At 44.4% G+C, this 20665-nt stretch carries 20 protein-coding genes; 4 read left to right on the top strand and 16 right to left on the bottom strand.

Annotated features, from left to right (window positions below; translation table 11 throughout):
- Window positions 1-21: 21 nt before the first annotated feature.
- The 8 genes from I3249_RS03615 to urtA form a co-directional block, all read right to left on the bottom strand.
- Window positions 22-597, bottom strand: coding sequence for a dihydrofolate reductase (locus tag I3249_RS03615; protein ID WP_238068632.1), 576 nt, complete (start codon window positions 595-597; stop codon window positions 22-24).
- Window positions 598-661: 64 nt separating this feature from the next.
- Window positions 662-1531 (bottom strand): thymidylate synthase, encoded by an 870-nt coding sequence (locus I3249_RS03610; protein WP_238068629.1) that lies wholly within the window; start codon window positions 1529-1531, stop codon window positions 662-664.
- 148 nt (window positions 1532-1679) lie between these two features.
- Window positions 1680-2564, bottom strand: coding sequence for a prolipoprotein diacylglyceryl transferase (gene lgt, locus I3249_RS03605; RefSeq protein WP_238068628.1), 885 nt, complete (start codon window positions 2562-2564; stop codon window positions 1680-1682).
- Between the two features lie 305 nt (window positions 2565-2869).
- Complete coding sequence (urtE, locus tag I3249_RS03600; protein WP_057761967.1) at window positions 2870-3568, bottom strand: urea ABC transporter ATP-binding subunit UrtE; 699 nt, start codon at window positions 3566-3568, stop codon at window positions 2870-2872.
- 78 nt (window positions 3569-3646) lie between these two features.
- Window positions 3647-4492, bottom strand: a complete 846-nt coding sequence (gene urtD / locus I3249_RS03595) for an urea ABC transporter ATP-binding protein UrtD (protein WP_238068626.1) — start codon at window positions 4490-4492, stop codon at window positions 3647-3649.
- Window positions 4492-5562: an urea ABC transporter permease subunit UrtC gene (gene urtC / locus I3249_RS03590; protein WP_238068625.1), complete on the bottom strand. Its 1071-nt coding sequence runs from the start codon at window positions 5560-5562 to the stop codon at window positions 4492-4494. The genes urtD and urtC overlap by 1 nt, the downstream gene beginning before the upstream one ends.
- A gap of 10 nt (window positions 5563-5572) precedes the next feature.
- Window positions 5573-7399, bottom strand: a complete 1827-nt coding sequence (gene urtB, locus I3249_RS03585; protein ID WP_346268575.1) for an urea ABC transporter permease subunit UrtB — start codon at window positions 7397-7399, stop codon at window positions 5573-5575.
- Window positions 7400-7613: 214 nt separating this feature from the next.
- A complete protein-coding gene (gene urtA / locus I3249_RS03580) occupies window positions 7614-8966 on the bottom strand; it encodes an urea ABC transporter substrate-binding protein (RefSeq protein ID WP_238068624.1) in 1353 nt (450 codons plus the stop codon).
- Between the two features lie 411 nt (window positions 8967-9377).
- Here urtA and I3249_RS03575 point away from each other — a divergent pair, with 411 nt between their 5' ends.
- Together I3249_RS03575 and I3249_RS03570 are read left to right on the top strand one after the other, a co-directional pair.
- On the top strand, window positions 9378-11030 hold the full coding sequence (locus I3249_RS03575) for a DUF4139 domain-containing protein (protein ID WP_238068622.1): 1653 nt from the start codon (window positions 9378-9380) through the stop codon (window positions 11028-11030).
- A gap of 108 nt (window positions 11031-11138) precedes the next feature.
- Window positions 11139-11972 (top strand): NRDE family protein, encoded by an 834-nt coding sequence (locus I3249_RS03570; RefSeq protein ID WP_238068620.1) that lies wholly within the window; start codon window positions 11139-11141, stop codon window positions 11970-11972.
- A 97-nt stretch (window positions 11973-12069) separates the two neighbouring features.
- Here the strand turns inward: I3249_RS03570 and I3249_RS03565 are convergent, their stop codons facing one another.
- Window positions 12070-12588, bottom strand: a complete 519-nt coding sequence (locus I3249_RS03565; protein WP_238068618.1) for an RNA pyrophosphohydrolase — start codon at window positions 12586-12588, stop codon at window positions 12070-12072.
- Between the two features lie 475 nt (window positions 12589-13063).
- Here I3249_RS03565 and I3249_RS03560 point away from each other — a divergent pair, with 475 nt between their 5' ends.
- Both I3249_RS03560 and I3249_RS03555 read left to right on the top strand, forming a co-directional pair.
- Window positions 13064-13477, top strand: coding sequence for an OsmC family protein (locus I3249_RS03560; RefSeq protein WP_114701777.1), 414 nt, complete (start codon window positions 13064-13066; stop codon window positions 13475-13477).
- Between the two features lie 14 nt (window positions 13478-13491).
- Window positions 13492-13917 (top strand): MAPEG family protein, encoded by a 426-nt coding sequence (locus I3249_RS03555; RefSeq protein WP_238068748.1) that lies wholly within the window; start codon window positions 13492-13494, stop codon window positions 13915-13917.
- A gap of 217 nt (window positions 13918-14134) precedes the next feature.
- Here I3249_RS03555 and I3249_RS03550 read toward each other — a convergent pair whose 3' ends face one another.
- The 7 genes from I3249_RS03550 to I3249_RS03520 form a co-directional block, all read right to left on the bottom strand.
- Window positions 14135-15169: a tRNA-dihydrouridine synthase gene (locus tag I3249_RS03550; protein ID WP_238068617.1), complete on the bottom strand. Its 1035-nt coding sequence runs from the start codon at window positions 15167-15169 to the stop codon at window positions 14135-14137.
- Between the two features lie 73 nt (window positions 15170-15242).
- A complete protein-coding gene (locus I3249_RS03545; RefSeq protein ID WP_057761950.1) occupies window positions 15243-16742 on the bottom strand; it encodes a UvrD-helicase domain-containing protein in 1500 nt (499 codons plus the stop codon).
- Window positions 16743-16958: 216 nt separating this feature from the next.
- A complete protein-coding gene (gene tatC / locus I3249_RS03540; RefSeq protein WP_238068615.1) occupies window positions 16959-17891 on the bottom strand; it encodes a twin-arginine translocase subunit TatC in 933 nt (310 codons plus the stop codon).
- Window positions 17891-18601 carry a Sec-independent protein translocase protein TatB gene (tatB, locus tag I3249_RS03535; RefSeq protein ID WP_238068613.1) on the bottom strand — a complete coding sequence of 237 codons (711 nt, stop codon included), beginning with the start codon at window positions 18599-18601 and terminating at the stop codon, window positions 17891-17893. Before tatB ends, tatC begins: the two co-directional genes overlap by 1 nt.
- Window positions 18602-18627: 26 nt before the next feature.
- The gene (gene tatA / locus I3249_RS03530; protein WP_057761945.1) at window positions 18628-18867 is read right to left on the bottom strand and encodes a Sec-independent protein translocase subunit TatA; all 240 of its coding nucleotides are present in this window, start codon (window positions 18865-18867) and stop codon (window positions 18628-18630) included.
- Between the two features lie 218 nt (window positions 18868-19085).
- Window positions 19086-19943, bottom strand: a complete 858-nt coding sequence (gene hisI / locus I3249_RS03525) for a phosphoribosyl-AMP cyclohydrolase (RefSeq protein ID WP_238068612.1) — start codon at window positions 19941-19943, stop codon at window positions 19086-19088.
- 195 nt (window positions 19944-20138) lie between these two features.
- Window positions 20139-20582 carry a thioesterase family protein gene (locus tag I3249_RS03520; protein ID WP_102093896.1) on the bottom strand — a complete coding sequence of 148 codons (444 nt, stop codon included), beginning with the start codon at window positions 20580-20582 and terminating at the stop codon, window positions 20139-20141.
- Window positions 20583-20665 lie beyond the last annotated feature (83 nt).

Genomic DNA, 20665 nt, shown 5'->3' with positions numbered 1-20665 from the left:
TGCCCCTTTTTTAATAGGCTTTTACTGCTTATCAGTTGTTACTTTATAAGTGGTAAATTTAAAGTTTAAATCGCTTTTTTCATCGTGCATTTGCTCAGATTCGTCTGCTACTTTAAAGCGTTCTGGCAACTCAGGATAAAATGCATCACCGTCTGCAATATCAGTATCTACATGAGTCAGCTCAATACGGTCGGTGTACATCAGAGCATCACTAAATACGCGCTCACCGCCAATCACCCAAATCGTATCGAGATGCGCGCCATGTGCTAGGCTAGCTGCTTGTGTCAGAGCATCGTCTAGGTTGTGTACCACATAGGCGTTGCTGCTATCTGCGAGACCTTTTGTCTCAGCATAACCCATCTGTGTCGTGACAATGAAGCTCACACGCTTTGGTAATGGTTTGCTACCCATCGACTCAAATGTCTTACGACCCATAATCACGATACCTTGAATCTTGCTATCGTTTTCTTTGGTCGTCATGCTTTTGAAATGTTGCAAATCTGCTGAGATATGCCACGGTAGCTCATTGTTTTTGCCAATACAGCGATTGCTACTAATAGCAGCGATTTGGGCAACTTCGGTATGGGCATAGCTCATAATATATCCTTTTTATTGTATTCTTAAGTTTTGCTCTGATTCAGTGTAGTTAACCAGACTAACTTTATACGGCAACTTTGGCTTTGATAGCAGGGTGCGACTCATAGTCATTGACGCTAATGTCTTCGTATTCAAACGCAAATATGTCTTTCACTTTAGGGTTCAAAGACAATGTCGGCAGTTTATATAGCGAGCGAGTCAACTGTAGCTCAGCCTGTTCACGGTGGTTTTGATAGATGTGACAATCACCACCTGTCCAAACAAACTCTCCAACTTCTAGACCACACACCTGCGCGATCATATGAGTCAATAGCGCATAGCTCGCAATGTTAAAAGGCACGCCTAGGAATAAGTCAGCAGAACGCTGATACAGCTGGCACGACAGTTTGTTGTCTGCGACAAAGAACTGAAATAACGTATGACATGGTGGTAGGGCTACTTGCTCTGCTTCACCTGGATTCCAGCCAGAAACAATCAAACGACGTGAATTCGGATTGGTCTTTATCTGTTCAACGACCTGTGCGATTTGATCGACGCCATCAGCGTTATAACTGGCATCTTCATTTTTGGTCGCACCATAGTTACGCCATTGGTGACCGTAAATAGGACCCAAATCGCCAGCAGGTCTGTTAAAGCGCGCGGTCTGTTCTGCTGTTGCCCACTCATTCCAGATACGAACGTTATTCTGTTGTAGATAGTCAACATGAGTGCTGCCACTTAAAAACCATAATAGCTCATAAGCGATAGATTTAAAGTGAACCTTTTTGGTTGTTAGCAGTGGAAACCCATCTGCTAAGTCAAAGCGTAGCTGTGCGCCGAAATGGCTAAGCGTACCCGTACCAGTACGATCGCCTTTTTCAGTGCCATTGTCGAGAACGTGGCGTAGTAAATCTAAATAGCCTTGCTCGTTATTACTTTGGGTGCCATTGATCATAAAATGCTCTTTAGTTACTGCTGACAGCGCATACAGGCTAGATGGGTAGTCGATATAGACACTGTCATTATTGAAAGTATTACTAGGGTAGGTGTTTTGACAGCTTACCCTATTTTAAGTCCTCAACCTTTATCACGAAAGGGTAGGCTTAATAAGCAGCTTGCTTACCCCAGTCGTAGATGCCGCGTTTGTAAGCGTAACCGATCAAGAACAGACCGATAATTATCATTGGGGCGCTTAGTATCTGACCTTTGGTCATCCAGCCTAGCAAGATGAATCCTTGGTCGATGTCTGGCTGGCGAAAAAACTCAATGATGAAACGGCTAAAGCCATAACCAAGCATAAAGACACCGGTCACTGCCATACGAGGACGGGGCTTTGATGAGTACCACCACAAGAATAGAAACAACAGTAGACCTTCTGCAAGGGCTTCATACAGTTGCGACGGGTGACGAGGCAACAGGTACTGACCATTGACTTCAGTCATAAGGTCTTGCAGCGCAGGATTGGTTTGTAGCTGCTGCATATCAACACTAGCGGCCTGCGGGAAGTAGGTCAACCAGTTGTAGCCACCGTCAGAGACACGGCCCCATAGCTCGGCATTGATGTAGTTACCAATACGTCCGAACAATAAACCAGTTGGCACACAGGGAACGACAAAATCGAGCACTTGGAAAGGTGTCTTCTTATATTTGCGGGCAAAATACAGCATACCCAACATGACACCAATCAGGCCGCCATGGAATGACATACCGCCTTCCCAGACTTTGAACAGATAGGCAGGGTTTTGAAGCAGTTCACCGAACTGATAAAACAATACATAGCCGACACGGCCACCTAATATCACACCAAGTGCGCCAAAAAACACTAGGTCGGAGACCATATCTGTCGTCCAGCCTTCACGCTTGGTACTGCGGTACCATGCTAGGCCGTAAGCGGCGGCAAATGCCAACAAATACATCAGCCCATACCAATGGACTTCGACAGGTCCAACTGCTAATGCTACAGGATCGTACTGAGGATGAATCATCATAAAGGCATCATAATATTGATAATAAAATGCTGACTATAATAGCAAATTTCGTTCGCTGGGCATACATAATTGCTCTAGTGCCAATCAGAGTGTATGAGTAATTTGATTCTTTGAGATGATACAGAATGTATAGGCTAAGAGTCAAAAAAGATAAGAAGTGAGGTGAAAAAAATGACTTTAATTAAGGAGTGTTTTCGTGATGATATGTAATCTTGGTAGCTATTAGCTTGAGATGAAAGTGCTATTTTTAGCATTATCGAGCGTTCACTACCAATTTGTATTATTACATCTATTATTAAAAGAAATTAGATGGCGACCAGATCTTGTACTTTGTTTTCGACCATCGTATCGCCTGCGCCTTGTGAGACTACCTTGCCGCGTGATAGTACCGTGTAATTGTCAGCAAGCTCTTCGGCAAACTCATAGAATTGCTCAACCAGTACAATGGCCATGTCACCTTTATCCGCTAGGTCACGCAAGACTCGGCCAATATCTTTAATGATAGAGGGCTGAATACCTTCAGTTGGCTCGTCTAAAATTAACACAGTCGGTTCGGAGGCTAAGGCGCGTGCAATGGCAAGTTGCTGCTGCTGACCACCAGACAAATCACCGCCACGACGATGTTTCATCTCATCGAGTACGGGAAAAATATCATACAGATGCTTAGGTACGTGTTTGGCCTTACTGCGTGAAAACTTTGCCATACCAATTAATATGTTCTCTTCTACCGTCAGTGTCGAAAAAATATCGCGTCCTTGTGGTACATAAGCCAAACCTGCTCGGACACGTTGCTCTGGAGACATCTTGCTGATATCTTTATCATTGAGCAAAATCTCTCCTGATTTAATCGGTAGTATCCCCATCAGGCACTTAAGTAGCGTAGTTTTGCCCACGCCATTACGTCCAAGTACCACGCTGCATGCGCCTACAGGTGCTGTAAACGAGACATCTCGTAAAATATGACTGCCGCCGTAATACTGGTTGATATCGTTCACTTGTAACATGGCTGTCTCCTAAACTCTAAAACTTTTCTAATATTTCAAAGGGAATGTTCGTTTGGCTCGTCCAGACAATTTGTTCAGCTATCGACCTAAGTAGGACTCAATCACTGCTTCATTGGCTTGCACTTCCGCTAACGTACCTTCGGCCAAAATCGCCCCTTGTGCCAATACTGTGACTTTTTCACTGATGGCATCGATAAAGGTCATGTCATGCTCAACTACTACTAAGGTATGATTCTTTTTAAGGCGTAGACACAGCTCAGCGGTATGTTCAGTTTCTGCATCAGTCATACCGGCCACAGGCTCATCAAGCAGAATTAGCTTGGGGCTTTGCATCAAAAGCATGCCAATCTCTAGCCATTGTTTTTGCCCATGTGAGAGCAAGCCAGCAGGTTTATTGATCTTATCGGTCAGGCGAATTTGTTGTAGGGTCGCGTCGAGGGTATCGCGAGTATCGGCATTGAGTTTGTTAAATAAGCTTTTAACCACACGTTTGTCTTTTGGCGCAGCAAGTAACAGATTATCCATTACCGTAAAATTCTCAAAGACAGTAGGTTTTTGAAACTTACGGCCGATACCTGCTTCAGCGATTTGTTCGGTAGATAAGCTGGCAAGGTTGTGAGTCTGACCAAAAAACACGCTGCCTTCGGTAGGGCGGGTTTTACCTGTAATGACATCCATTAGTGTGGTTTTGCCAGCGCCGTTGGGGCCGATGATACAGCGTAGCTCGCCTTCTTCGATATAGAGTGACAGATTGTTGAGTGCGCGAAACGAATCAAACCAAACACTTAAATCTTCTAAATATAATGCAATGCCATGGCTAAAATCGACGCCTGATGGCTTTGGGTGACTGCGGCCAGTACCGCCATGATTACGTCCATATTCGTTAATAATTTGCTCAGTCGTTGACGGTTTATCATTTAGCATTATTGCTTCTCCTTTTTGAATCGATCGAACAAGCCCATAATGCCATTGGGTAAAAACAACGTCACGACGACGAACAGTCCACCTAATATCAATAGCCAAAACTCAGGGTAGGCGACCGTAAAGTAGGTTTTTACCGCGTTTACCACACCAGTACCTAAGATTGCGCCAATTAAGCCTCCTCTACCACCAGTTGCTACCCAGACGGCTATCTCAATTGAGTTCACAGGGTTCATCTCGCTCGGATTGATAATGCCTACTTGTGGCACATATAGCGCACCTGCGATACCAGCGATGACGGCGGATAATACCCAAGCGGATAGCTTGTACCACAACGTACGGTAGCCCAAATACTGCAAGCGGTTTTCGCTATCACGAATCGCACCAAGTACTCGCCCATAAGGCTGATTCATTAAATGACGTAAACCCATATAAGAGATTAACAATGCTAAGGCCGTGACAAAGCACAGCATTGAGCGTGTAGAGGCAGCGGTAATGTCATAGCCGAGTAAGGTGGTAAAACCAGTGAAGCCATTGTTGCCACCAAAGCCTGTCTCATTACGGAAGAATAGCAAGGCTGCTGCATAGACCATGGCTTGAGTGATGATAGAAAAGTACACCCCTTTGATTTTGGAGCGAAAGGCAAAGAAACCAAAGATAAAAGCAACCAAGCCAGGCACTAATACGACCAGTGCGACAGCCCACCAAAAATGCTGCGTGCCCGCCCAGTACCATGGCATTTCGGTCCAGCTCAAAAATCGCATAAAATCAGGAAGCGCATCGCCTGCTGTCTCACGTGTTAGGTACATGCCAAATGCATAACCACCCAAGGCAAAATACAAGCCATGTCCCAAGCTTAAGATACCGGCATAGCCCCAGACGAGATCTAGCGCCAAAGCCACCATCGCTAGTGCCATGATTTTGCCAATCAGGGTAATCCAGTAGGCTGAAAGGTGAAAGGCTGAAGTCTCCGGCATAAGGTGTAGCCAAGGTAATATAAGCAGTACGGCAAAACATAATCCAATTAAAAAAGCACTACGCGGTGTATCAGACAGTAATTTGGTCAGTATCATAGGAATCTCCTTATTCGACAAAGCGGCCTTTGAGTGCAAATAAACCTTGTGGCCGTTTCTGAATAAACAGAATCACAAGAACCAACAATACAATCTTAGCCAGTACTGCACCGATACCAATCTCAAGTACCGTACCGCTCACACCAAGTCCTAAGGCGGCCAATACTGCGCCCCATACTTGTCCGACACCGCCAACGACGACGACCAAAAACGTATCAATGATATAGGTTTGACCCAGATCAGGACCCACGTTGCCGACTTGGGCAAGGGCACAGCCAGCCATACCAGCTAGCCCAGAGCCCAAACCAAATGCCATCATATCGATACGTGCAGAAGGAATACCGACAGCACGTGCCATTTGGCGATTTTGAGTGACGGCACGTATAAACAAACCAAAGCGCGTTTTGTTGAGTAAGTAAACCAGCAGCGCTACGACAATGACAGTAAAACCAATAATGGCGATACGGTTGTAAGGCAGCACCAAACTTGATGACACTTGGTACGCGCCGCTTAACCATGCCACGTTACTGACTTCAACGTTCTGAGCACCAAAAATCATCCGTACTAATTGCATCAAAATCAGACTAACGCCAAAGGTCGCTAATAAAGTCTCTAGCTCACGACCATATAGTGGGCGAATCACAATGCGTTCAATAATCATACCGATGACAGCGCTGACTAAAAAAGCGGCTGGAATAGCGGCAAGCAAATACCAACCTGCCATATCTGGCATATAAGCTTGAAAGAAGTTTTGCACCATATATGTGGTATAAGCGCCAATCATAATCAGCTCACCATGCGCCATATTAATCACACCAAGCAAACCAAAGGTAATGGCGAGACCAAGCGCTGCTAGCAGCAAAATACTAGCGGTACTCATACCGGTGAAAATATGACCCGTCCATGTGCTTATTTCAATACGGCGTGACACGCTAGATTCAGCATCGATAAGTGCAGCTTCGAGCGAGGCATCTAAGTTATCCGCAGCAAGGGCAGATTCAATATCGACCAATACTTGTGGGTTATCACTATCAGCGAGTAGATTGACCGCTGCAATCTGAGTGGGCAGGTCGCCGTTTTTGAAATCAATACGAGCTTGTAGTGCCGTTAGTGCTTTTTGAACTTTAGCATTGTCCTCATTTCCTGCTGCGATCATAATAATGGCTGGATCTACTTGGTCAATATTATCAGCCAAAATCTCTACAGCTTGCAGGCGCTGTGCTGGCTTGTCAGATGCTAGTTTTACCTTGGCTTGACCAAAGATAAGCGCTGAGCGAAGGGCATTGGTTAGGGTGATTTGTGATAAATCACTTGGCCAATCGTTAGTCTCTTTTTTATCAGGATAAGTAAACAGCTGATCTTCTTTATTCAATAAATACGTTTGCCCACCGTTGCCTTGATATAGCTCATCATTGGCAATAAATTCAACCAAACTATCTAAACTCTCAACGGATCCTGGCCAATCACTTAGCATGGCTTGACGCTTACTAAAATCGCCGGCCACAAATTGTTGAATGGCATCACCTGAACTTGTAGAAGTTGCTGCTGAGGTATCTGAGGTGGTTTGAATAGAGATAGATTTGTTCGCAGGCGTGACCAAGAATTGCTCACTATGAGCGATATTCGTATCGTGGTCATGTACCTGACCATCATGATCCGCATATGCTGTGGTGGTAAAAGTTGTTATGCATAATGCCATCAATGCAAGTAATCGCAGAGGCGCATAAATTGAAAAACGTGCCACATACTGCATGACTTCACTGACTGATGCTTGTGGGTTGTTACCATTTTCGGACGATGTTTGCCCTACAAACGGGCGTAAAGTATGGTGCTGCATGTGCGGCTCCCTGTTTTTCACAGACAACAAACCTTTAGCTTTTACTGCTTAGCGTTTTAAGCGATAGAAGAGTTGATAAGGTTTGGTGTTATTTAAAAGTTAAGAATAAGTGTGAAAAGTAGGCGTTAGGACGGTTATTGGTATCGTTTATCCATCCGCCTACTTTTCAGTTACTATATACGTGCTTTTCAGTACTGATTTATTTAGGGATAGCCTATTTAGGAATGTACTCGCTCCATGGCTGGGCTTGGATAACTTCTGGCGTTTTGAAAATCGTATCAAACTGTCCGTCGGCACGAATTTGACCAATCATGACAGGCTTCCATAGGTGATGGTTTTCTTCATCCATTTTTAGCGTGTAGCCAGAAGGTGCATCAAACGTTTGTCCCGCCATGCTGATACGCACTTTGTCGACATCAGTCGTACCTGCTTTTTCGACAGCTTGCTTCCACATGTTGATACCGACATAAGTAGCTTCCATTGGATCATTGGTCACGACTTTTTCAGCATTTGGTAGTTTTTGGTCCAATGCATACTGCTTATAGCGTTTGGTGAAGGCACTGTTGGTTGGGTTTTTGATCGACATAAAATAGTTCCACGCCGCCAAATGCCCTTGTAGCAGACTGGTATCGATACCGCGCAGCTCTTCTTCACCAACTGAGAATGCCATCACGGGAATATCTGAGGCTTTGATACCTTGGTTGGCAAGCTCACGATAGAACGGCACGTTTGAGTCGCCATTGATGGTAGAGATCACCGCGGTCTTTTTGCCCGTTGAGAATTTCTTAATATTAGAGACGATGGTTTGGTAGTTGCTAAAACCAAATGGGGTGTACTCTTCCATGATGTCTGCATCAGCCACGCCTTTTGATTTCAAAAATGCCTTTAGAATCTGGTTGGTAGTACGTGGATAAACGTAATCGGTACCCAATAATACAAAGCGCTCTGCACCGCCGCCTTCTTCGCTCATCAAATACTCAACTGCTGGAATGGCCTGCTGGTTGGGCGCCGCGCCAGTATAAAAGATGTTTTCTGATTGCTCTTGGCCTTCGTACTGCACTGGATAGAACATCAAGCCATTCAGCTCTTCAACCACTGGCAATACTGACTTGCGCGAGACCGATGTCCAACCACCAAAAATCACGTCGACTTTGTCTTGAGTGAGCAGCTGACGCGCTTTTTCAGCAAACAACGGCCAGTCAGAGGCAGGGTCAACAACGACAGGCTCTAGCTGCTTACCCAGCACACCGCCATTGGCATTGATCTCATCAATGGTCATGAGTGCCGTGTCTTTTAGAGAAGTTTCAGAGATGGCCATGGTGCCAGATAGCGAGTGTAAGATGCCTACTTTGATCGTGTCGCCATCAGCGGCAGGAGTGGTTGTTGTTTCTGTTGTTGTTTCAGTCGTTGTCTCTGCCGATGTCGCAGTTTCGGCAGGTTTTTGACAACCAGTAAGACTTAAGCTGCCAACGACGGCCACCGCTAGTAACGAAAAACGCGATTTGATTTTTCCGTGTGATTGAGGGTCTACTACTTGAGTATTGGCTAAAATTGGTAACGAAAACATGGACATCTCCTAATACATACAAAAGGTAAAATAATGTTCCTGAACACCTATTAAGAGTTCAAGTTCCGTGCCAAGTTAAAAAAGCCAATAATCGAGTAATAATTGAGCAATAATTAGGTTCTGATTAATATATTCATTAATTTAGTGCAGGATGGCTAATAAACTGCACCATAAAGGGGAGATGAACAAAAAAATGGTGCAATACAGAAAACCAAATTTTTAAAATTGAAGAGCTACCATATTAAGAGATTTATCGATAAGGCGATTTTTACTAAAAATGCTGTCTGCCAAAAGCATTTATTGCCAAAGACCTGTAAAACGGCTACGGTAATCTCTCTAAGATAGTTACTATTTTGCGCGTTGAGCCAATGCGTGGCTGCCATGATCGATTTTACTGCTAAGGAATGATGTATGAACGCACAATTAACGGATTCGACTGTCTCAACAGGGCATGGCAGCGTATTGCCGCCACTTAATCAAATGACCAGATTTGCTATCTTGCCATTTGTACTTGGTAGTAGTGGCATCTTGGAATTGTCTTCGGCACAAGCAGCCACCAGTAGCGTCGAGCAAGTGACCATTTATCAGGGGCTGGCGAGCGTGACGCGCGCATTGCCTATCACAGGTAGCGGTGAGCAAACGGTGGTGTTTTCGTGCTTGTCACCTTATATGGATAAAGAAAGCCTAAGCGTACAGGCGACAGGTAGTGTCAACGTTGGGGAAGTCAGTATCGAAGAGCTGACAGGTGAGCAGGCAGCCCAGTGCCAATATCAAGGTGATGCCAAGGTACAGACGCAGCAAAATACTCTAGCTAGTATTAATGCGGAATTAGAAGCAGCACGGTTAGCAAAGGCCTACTTGCAGAATTTGACCAAAGCCACGCAAGTTAATACAGACAGTACGATTGCCAATAATGCCCGCGATATAGAAACTCAAGCGACCAGTATTAACCAAAGAATTCTAGAGATTCAACAGCGACAAGCGCGTGCCCAAGACGCACTGAATCAACTGATGGCAGGCAGCGCGACATCGACCTTTAACAAGGTGACACAGGTGAGTGTACGTACGGCAAGTCGCTCGCCAAGTAGCGTTAAGTTGGATTATCAAGTGCAAGGTGCAGGTTGGGAGCCTGCGTATCAAGCTCGCCTAAATACAAACAGTGAGCAGTTAAGTATCACAGCTTCTGCGATTATTGCTCAGCAAACTGGTGAGAACTGGACAAACGTACCACTGACACTTAGTACCGTTAATCCTAATCAAAGTACGACGGGGCAATTGCCGTATGTGCAGCGTCTGTCATTGTATGAAGAGAGCGAAGATGCTCGAGTAAGACGTGAGCTACCTATGATGGATGCGTCCCCTGTTATGATGGAAGAGCCTGCTTATAATAAAGGAGCAGGGGCAGCTATGGCGCCGCTACCTAATTTTACGGTCAGTAGCCAAAATAAAAATGGCATCATCGAGTATCGTTTACCGCAGTTGGTCAGTATTCCGAGTGATGGGAGACGGGTACGCACAGTGATTGGGGAGCAGGCAGGTAATAGTAAGCTCTGGATTCGCAGTACGCCAAGTGTTGAGACTGCTGCCTACTGGTATGCGTCAGCACCGTTTTTAACGCCGGACTGGGTCGATGGTTCGCTACAGTTGTACCGTGATGACAACTATGTAGGTCAGTCACGTTATAATTATCAAGTGCTAAAAGAGCAGGGGATTGGATTTGGTCGTGACTCAAATATGCTCGTGAAAGAGCTGACCAACGAAGATAAGCAAGGTGAAAAAGGTGTGCTAAACCGTACGCAAACACTGACGACTACCAAGGCCTATCAGTTTACCAATCAGCACAATCGTAGCGTACGCTTACAAGTACTGGGCAGTGAGCCTATCAGTCGTGATGACAGTCTAAAAGTTGCGGTGACGCATACGCCGCCTGTAACTGAGCGAGATTGGAATGACAATCAAGGCATGGTGGCGTGGGAGTTTGACTTACCAAGTAAGCAATCACAAGTAATACGTACAACCTCCCAGATTAGTTATCCTGCCAATAAATTGCTAACTGGCAATTAATAAGTACTGCCTGTAAGTGCTACCTTATTAATAGGTAAAGTCTGAAATAATATCTTTGCCTCTATTAAGAATTACTCGCATAACGAAAATTATTATAAAAGGAAAGCTATGTGTATTGTCGCTATTGCTTGGCAATTATTTGATGAGTTACCGCTGGTACTACTGTCTAATCGTGATGAGTTTTTGCAGCGCCCAACTGAGCCGCTCCACCAGTGGTCTGACCAACCTATCTATGCTGGACGCGATAAACAAAGCGGTGGTACGTGGTTAGGCATTCATCAGCAAGTGTCACCAGCGCAGAGTGCAGAGTATTATGAACAGAATGGTCGTTGGGCTGCGGTATTGAACTTTCGTGACGGTGTACAGGCAAGCAGTGATGAGCGATCGCGGGGCGCGCTGGTCACTGAATTCTTGACAGGGACTCTAAGTCCGATGGATTTTGCACGGCAGATTGATTTGCAAGATTATGCGGGCTTTAATCTGATCATTGGTGATGCTGCGCAAGCTGTGATCGTCAATAACCGCGGTCATGCACCCACGCCATTATATGCAGGTCTACATGTTATCTCTAATGGTCAACCAGAGGACAGTTGGTTTAAGACAGAGCGGTTGCGCGGGCGACTACGTCAAGAAGTGCTGCCCTTGATTGCGGAGGATAGCTCACCTGCGTACTGGCAAGCGGCGGCTTTTAATGTCTTGTCAGATAGTACCAAAGCACCAGAAGACAAATTGCCTGTTACTGGCGTAGCATTTGAAGTAGAGCAGATGTTATCGTCTGTTTATATTGAACCTGTCGCTTTTGGCGACACTGAAACTAGTAAACCTACTTATGGTACCCGCACTCAAAGCATCTTAACGTTGCGCAAAGAGAGAGATACGGGAGCAAACTACATAGCTGATATTGTTAGCCGAGAGTTTGACAATCATAATCATAGTCACTGACAATGACTGTTAGTAGATAATAAAAAAACACCCACGGTAATTGCTAACATTCTAGCTACTATCGTGGGTGTTTTGCATCGTACTATTAAGTGACTCATTACATAAGCAAATGATTATTTTGCTCAGGAATGATCAGCTCTTGCTTTAGGGGGAGTTCGCGTACCAATTCTTGCAAGGCACGACGATAAACGCCTCGTTTAAAGTGAATCACTTGTCCGAGTGGATACCAATAGCTGACCCATTGCCAATGGTCAAATTCAGGTTTCCCTTCATCAAAGCGGATATGTTGAGTATTTGGCTCATCTAAGCGTAGCAAAAACCATTTTTGTTTTTGCCCAATACATAAGGGATGCTGACCATGACGTACATAACGTTTTGGCAAACGATAGCGCAACCAGTCTTGCGTGACTGCCAATAAGTCTACGTGACGCGGATGTAAGCCGACCTCTTCCCAGAGCTCGCGATACATTGCATCCATCGGCTTCTCCCCGCGGTCGATACCACCCTGCGGAAATTGCCAAGCGTTGTGACCAATACGTTTTGCCCACAGAACCTGCCCTTGTGTATTTGCCAAGATGATGCCGACGTTGGCGCGAAAGCCGTCTGCATCTATCATGACTAAACCTTTTAATTTGTTTAAAAATAGCTTGTTTTGACTTAAAACCGTGATAGCAATCGTAATTATTATAAGGTGATTGTTATCGATATTCGCTCAAAACAAGATTTATTACCGTTATTAAACCAAGAAACAAGCAAAATGTGTAACAGTATTTTGCTATAAAATGTTTCACGAGTTTTACCTTTTAAAATCAACTATTTATAAGCAAACTTTTGTAGGTTTTTATATAGCATTTTTAGGCAAGTGTTGAAGAGTAGTAATAGGCGGATGAACATACGATTATTTAGTAAACTATCGAAGTCCACTATTTCGATATGTATAAAGTGATAAAAGCACAGATTTTACTGGTGAGCTAGCAGCAAAACAATGAGCCTATAAAATCTTGCTTTGGCTTATGCTACACTAGCTGGGCAATATATCATTCACACAATAATAATAGGCAATACGCCATTTAAAATAAGGAAAATCTACAATGTCAGAATCAAAAGCAAGCGTAATATGGCAAGAGAACAAAGCCTTTATGGGTGTGTCACCATCAGGACATAACGTCCAAATCGATGCCGATAAAGAAAAAGGCTCAAGCCCAATGGAGCTGATTTTGCTAGGACTAGGTGGTTGCGCCAGTTATGATGTCGTAGAGATTTTGCAGAAATCACGCCAAGCAGTGACGGATGTACGTTGTGAGCTAACCGCCCAGCGTGCTGAAACCGTACCAGCGGTCTATACCGATATTCATATGCATTTCATTGTTACTGGTCAAGATGTCAAAGAAAAACAAGTCGAAAAAGCCATCCAATTATCAGCAGAAAAATACTGTTCTGCCAGCCGTATGCTAGTAGCAGGTGGGGTCAATATCACCCATGACTTTGAAGTGGTTGCAGGCTAGGGACTTATATAATGATAAGTGCATTCTTTGAGTTGGTAACGGATAAAGTGGCGTCTGCCATTTTGGCCATGGTGGTAGCAAGCTTACTGCCATGGGCGGTGTCAATCGTTGCAAAAGTATCTGGTGGCTTTAGAGTCAGAAATAATGCACATCCTCGCGAATTTTTTCAAAATGCGACAGGCCTGGCAGCACGTGCTAATGCAGCACAGCAAAACAGTTATGAAACCTTGCCAGTGTTTTTGGCAGCAGTATTGGTAGCTATGCTGTTCTTTGTACCGCAGTCGATTATTAACGTATTGGCTTGGTTGTATGTGATGATACGAATTGGTTTTTGTGTGGCGTATATTACTAATTTGGCAATGTTCCGCTCTATCCTCTGGGTACTATCAATGGCATGTTGTCTAATGCTATTTTATTTAGCGATACGAGTCAGCGTCTAGGGCATGTCCTCAATTCAAATGACAGTTATCTAAATGGATTAAAAATGGCTAAATTTTGCCAAACAGCGTCAAATCGCTTGCTAGTATCTCGATATTATCTACGCTATTTTTCTCGTTTGACGGCAATTTATCTCATTTTTATCTCCATTTTTGAAATAAGGACACACCCTAGTAAAAATATCCGTAACCGCCAAAACGCTCAAATACAAGCAGGTGATTAATCTCGTACGCTTGCTTGTAGGGCGCTAATAATCACCGCTTTATTTTTCTCTCGTTTAATACCTTCCCACACTGTTTGCGCCTCAACATAGCCTTTGGTAAGCATACCTAGCCATTGTTTATAACGGCCGACCAAAACCACATCGTTCTTTGCCTCACCTTCCAAGAACTTAATCTGATGGGCAATCAAGTCTTGCCATGACAACGTAGCCGTATTCTCTACGCTGTCAGTACTTTTTTCAGTATCATTATCAACCTGTGCCACTAAATCAGGACGTGTTACTGCGCCGCGACCTAACATTAAATGCGGTGTACCTGCTTGCGTCATACAGTTTTGCGCATGCTCAAAGTTCCAAATTTCTCCATTGGCAATGACTGGAATATCGAGCGCATTAAAGCTCTGGATTTTGTCCCAATAGGCAGGCGGCTTATAGCCTTGGGTCTTAGTGCGTGCATGAATGGTTAGCCAATCAGCACCGCTAGAAGCAATCGCGCCGCGAATATCATCCATTCGGCTAGTGTCTGTATAGCCCAGACGAATCTTAGCTGATACTGGTATATGGGCGGGAACGGCTTGACGTACGGCACTGATAATCTGATACATAGTTTCAGGTTCATCTAACAATACAGAACCACCGCGATGGCTGTTGACCGTTTTTGCAGGACAGCCAAAGTTGATATCAATCGCAGGCGCACCGAGCTCACAAGCGTACGCGGCGTTTTCTGCCATAAGCTGCGCTTCGCTACCGAGTAGCTGAACATGAATAGGCGTACCAGAGGCCGTTTTGGCATCATGATGTAGCTCAGGCACATATTTATAAAACACGTGCGCAGGCAAGACGTGCTGTGTGATGCGAATAAATTCACTGACTGACCAATCATAAGGACGACCCAAGTCAGACGCAATTTGGGTTAATATTTGGCGCATTAATGGATCGGTCAAGCCCTCCATAGGTGCGAGCAAACGCACGGGATCCGCAAATAACTGATTAATGGTATTTTGACGCGTTTGAAGTTGCTGGCTATTATTCATGCTGGTGATTCACTGCTAAAGGGTCGTTATAAGAGAGATTGAATAAAACTTGAGACTGATAGATGTAGGATAATTAAGTATTACCAAAAATCACTTTTTTGCCCGTCTGTAATCCCGATATCAAGTCTTTAATATTATGAATATCCAAATTGCTTTGCGCACGAGTACAGGCGACATAGAGCAAACGCAACTCTTCTGGACTGATCTTGACCGCATTGGTTGTCACATCGTAGTAAAAATCATCATCTAACTGCACTTTGCCCCACTCGAGCCCTTTGGCTTTATGCGCGGTAGAGATGACATAATCTGCATTTTCGATACTGGTCAGACTATTGACCGCTTGGCTCAAGACATTGGTACCATGGTCATCGACCAGTTTGACCAGTGTTTTGAGATCGCTACCCTCATTGGTTTCGGCGTACTCTTGCACATCACCCCAATTATAAAAATACGCCAGCTCAGGTACACCATAAGCCGATTTACCATTTTTTAAGTTTTCGGCTGCTTGACAGAATTTGAGCATACGGTCGGTATCCGCTTGTAGCGCCACGCGATGCCCGTGTTTTAATCCTGTCAATAGTTGTGACATGGCAGCCGCATTGGTACGGCACAAAATAGCATCTTTCTTACTGTGTACCATGCCCTTATCGGTAGAGGATTGCTTGTTTGGATTACCCTTTAGCGGTACGTCTTCTTGTAGCGCTTTTAATAAGGTATTGGCCACTTCTGCAATCGGCTCGCCAAAGCGAAAAGACTGTGTCAATAATGTCTGCGGTAGCGGCAACTTTTTCATGGCATTGACCGCGCCGCGCCATTCATAAATCTGCTGATGCGCGTCGCCCACATAGATGACTTGTCTCGACTGCTGCGTCAAGATACCCATCATCAATGGGTCGGCATCCTGTGCTTCATCAAATAAGATAAAGTCCGCTGGGATACTAGGCTTAGATAAGGCCCACAGCTTAAGATAAATATCATGGCCAATACCAGCAGGGTGACGCGCATCAATCGACTGTAACCAGCGCTGCTCAACAGCAGGGTAGAGCATCTCGCGCAGCTGCTCTGCATCTGAGTCATCGAGCCAGCTTGGGAAGAGTATGTGCCTTGGCGCAGGGTAGCTGGCATGCGTGCTACAGAAATTACTGACCGCGTCGCTGACGAACCGAGACAATCGTGCGGGTGTCAGTGTGATGTATTTATTAACCCCATCCATCTGCCGACGCACTTGCACAGGTTGCAAGCCCAAATCATCACCGAGACGCTTGGGTGAAAAGCGCGGCAGAGATAGCTTGGCGGTAATATCACGAGCAACATGACGATAAGCTAATGAGTGAAAAGTACGACACTCTACATGCGGCGGAAACTTTGAACGAGCATCATTGGCGATCGCTTTGTTAAAGGCTAGATACAGTCCGCGGCCACGTAAGCGCTCACCGATTAGCTTGAGCGTCGTTGTCTTACCGGCGCCCGCATAAGCGACCACTTTAAACGACTTGTGATCCATCGCCATATTCAGCGCGCTCAGCTGCTCGTCAGTGGGATCGCTCATATAAGCTGGCATAGATGCGGACATAATAAAGCTACCTAAATACAAAAATTGATTAAAAATAAAAGGGGCAAAAAAAGCCACTGGGTAAACAATGGCTTATAGATGATGGTGATGCTAAAACGTGATAATAAGCAATCAGCTTACTAATGAGGCAAGAATAAAACGGTGTAATGGTAGTTTAACGCATAGCTATATGTAATCAATAACTTTATTTTAGTCTAGATTAGACTGATAAGTGTTTTATTCTTTGTCTGACGACACGAGAGTAGGACTGGGCTCTTCTTTGATTAAAATCTTCGCCAAAAATAAACCAAGCTCAAATAACAACCACATCGGAATCGCTAGCATGAGCATCGATACGCCATCTGGCGGCGTGACAACGGCAGCCACAGCAAAACAACCTACAATGATATAACGACGTTTTTCTTCTAAGCTCTGAATGGAGACAATACCTGCCAATATCAATAGCAAAGTGACAACTGGAATCTCAAACGTTAAGCCGAATACCATAAATAATTTTAAGGCAAAACTGAGATAGCTGTCGATATCCGTCATGGGTAGTACGTTTTGTGGGGCAAACATGATAAAGAACTTTAAGACCCCTTTGAGCACAATAAAGTAAGAAAAAGCCACACCAGCATAGAATAAAAATATAGAAGATAGCAGTACTGGAATAGCGATTTTCTTTTCTTTTTTATACAGGCCGGGTGCTACAAATGACCAAATTTGATAAAGAATGTAGGGCATCGCCAAAAACGCGGCTACGAATACGGTCAGACGTATTGGCGCCATAAAGTTTGACGTGATATCAGTGGCAATCATGGTCGAGTTGGCGGGTAACTGTGCCACCAATGGGTCAGACAACAAGTTATATAGCTCGCGCGAATAACCGACCAAGCCTAAAAATATTATCAGTACCGCCACACATATTTTGATCAAATGCCGACGCAGCTCAATCAAATGCTCGGTAATAGGCATATCAGCTAAAGGGCTTAACACATCCTCTGATTTTTTATCTTGAGTGGTATTGGTCGTTGCTGCAGCACCTTGATTAAGGGTATCTTTATTAAAGGTATCTTGATCAATAGCTTCTTGATCAATAACATCTTGATCAGTAATGGCAGAAACAGCGATTTTCTCTTGACGACTTTTTTTGCGCTTGAATAATGACATCAATCAGTCTCCTGCTTATGGTCAGAAGTCTGCATGTTGGCAGGACTGTTGAGTAGGGCATCCGCTTTATAGTTTGGCACATATGGCGGCATTGGGAGCCGACGTGCTTTATCATAAGCGCCCAGCCGAAACCACATGTTTTCCCATGGACGGGTAGTGATGGTCTGAACAACTGGCGCTGCCTTGGCGTGATCGCCCACATTTACATCATCTACATTTGGATCATCTATATTGTCACCGCTGTGACCGCGCTTCGATAATTGACCGTTTTCTAATGTATTTGTCTGCTCGTCAGTGGTATAAGCATAGTCGAACGCTTTTGGCGTGGCTGACGGCTGTTTTTGTATGTGGCTATTTTTATGAGCTTCGTCACCCTTGCTGTTTTCAGCATTCGTAGATGCTTCAGAAGCTATAGAAGCAGGACTATGTGAGCTTTCAAAAGCTTTCATATTGCCGCGCATTTCAGCCATCTCACGCCTCATTTCCGCTTCGGTCTGGCGAATTTTGGCGAGCTCTTTTTGCATTTGCTGACGCGTCTCAGCTAAGTCAAGCTCAGCCTCTATTTCAGATTGCAATGTTGAGACTGTGCGACGAATTTTGGCATACCATTGCCCAGCCGTGCGCGCTGCCTGTGGCAGTTTTTCTGGGCCCAGTACGATTAGGGCGATAACGCCGAAGAGAAGTAGTTCAGAAAACCCGATATCAAACATAATGGTCCGATGTCACTGTTTAGATGCTATACGTTATGCTTATCATCAACCTTGGTGGTTGAGCGCTCTTCAGTGTGTGCCGTCGCATCGTGGTCAAGAACCGCGTGTTTTTTGGCATGCTCTGTATTTTCATCTTTAACAGCTTCTTTAAAGCCTTTAACAGCACCGCCCAAATCTTTACCAGCATTTCTGAGTTTTGAGGTGCCAAACACGACAACGACAACGACCAATAGTATCAGCCAATGTGTAATAGAAAAACTACCCATAATGGTATCCTTGTGACCTGGTTTTGTGACCTGATTTTGCGACTTGGTTTTCAGTCTTTATACGCCTGCTTTTAGTTTGCAAAAGGGTCTATCTAGCAAACAAAAAGCATCGACATATAATGCGAGATAAAACAGAGCTATATTATAACCTGCACTTATTACAAATAGGTGAAAGCAACAATAATCAAATAAAATAGACGTTTATTTTTTATTTAGGCTTATCTAGCGGCTTTTTCATCGATACCGGATAACCCAAAACGTCTGCCTAGCTCATTTAACACAGCATCCGACTCTATATCAAACCAGGCCAGTCCGACTAAGGTATGGAACCAGACATCGGCAACTTCATAGATTAACTCATGACGCGCTTCATCGTAGCTTGCTTTGTCTGTACTCTCATCGCAGTTAGCAAAATCTTTGGCAGCGATGATACTTTCTGTACTCTCTTCACCAACTTTTTCTAATATCTTATTTAATCCTTTGGCATACAGACTGGCCACATAAGAGCTGTCGGCATCGGCTTGTTTGCGCTCTGCTAATACGCTATCAAGCTGCTGCAATACAGAGGCTTTATCGACTTGTGCTTGAGCAATATCAGATTGTGCTTGGATGGTATCAGAATCAGTATTCGCGCCAGTGTTTTCCGTTTCATGAGTGTTGCTAGTAGATTCATGAGTGTGATAAATATCCGCAGGGTCTTTCAATACTTTATCGACGGTCTGCCACTCAGGCGTTTGGCCTGACAAATCCAACCGCTGATAAAAGCACGACTCACGTCCCGTATGGCAAGCAATGCCACCAGCCTGAGTGACACTAAGCACAATCACATCTGCATCACAGTCTAGACGAATATCATGCACAGTTTGTGTATGACCTGATGACTCACCTTTATGCCACAGTTTGGCTCGCGAGCGTGAAAAATAAACCGCTGTCTGTGTTTGTGCGGTGAGCTGTAATGCCTCTGCATTCATCCATGCCATCATCAAAATACGACCTGTCTGATGATCTTGAGCAATTGCAGGAATCAAACCATCAGCATTAAAAGTTACGGCAGTCAGCCAAGCAGGTAAAGTCATAATGTATTCGTCGTCTTATAGGTAGAAAGTGAAAAAGAGTGATTAAGCAATTATACTACTTATGATTAAAGCGGGGAGATTATCTGAAATGCTTTGCAAGATGCTGACAGCTAGCAATATCAATATGATATCAACTAAATGCGCTATAGAGTGCAAGTATGCTAAATGACAGCATACTATTTATAACAAGCGATTCTACAGTCTAAATAAATGCGGATACAGCGCTTCTTTGATCGTATTATCAAGCTTGGTCACTTTATTGAGGTTAAAGTCGTAACCTCTAAAATGCTGGCGCGCTTTTGCTACTATTTCGCCCGTATGCATCCGCGTGACCTTTAGTATTATATTACCGCCATTATCATATATTGGCTCAACACCAACTTCAAATAACAGCTCTTCTCGTACGCGGATACGGCTCACAATATCTAGCTGCAATTTATCGATAATTAAGCCTTGATGGTCTGCGTTGATTTCTTTGACACCTTTAGCATATAGAAACCTTAGCCGCGCTTCGGACAATAGTGCTGTCAGAGATTCGACTGTCATGTGCTGTCCTGCGTCGGCTTCCGTATGACGCACACGCATCACTGTCTCAAAAACAAACAAGTCGTCGTCGAATACTAACTCTTGTTTTGACACACTATCTCCTAGAGTGATGGCCAAAGATTGTTCTACTTATCGTGCTGTAGGTTGGCAGCATTGTTATCGTTATGACTATGCAT

Source organism: Psychrobacter sp. Ps1, from assembly GCF_022129425.1.
Taxonomy (GTDB): Bacteria; Pseudomonadota; Gammaproteobacteria; order Pseudomonadales; family Moraxellaceae; genus Psychrobacter.
Note: the sequence above shows the minus strand (reverse complement) of the source record. Positions and strands in the feature narration are given on the sequence as shown.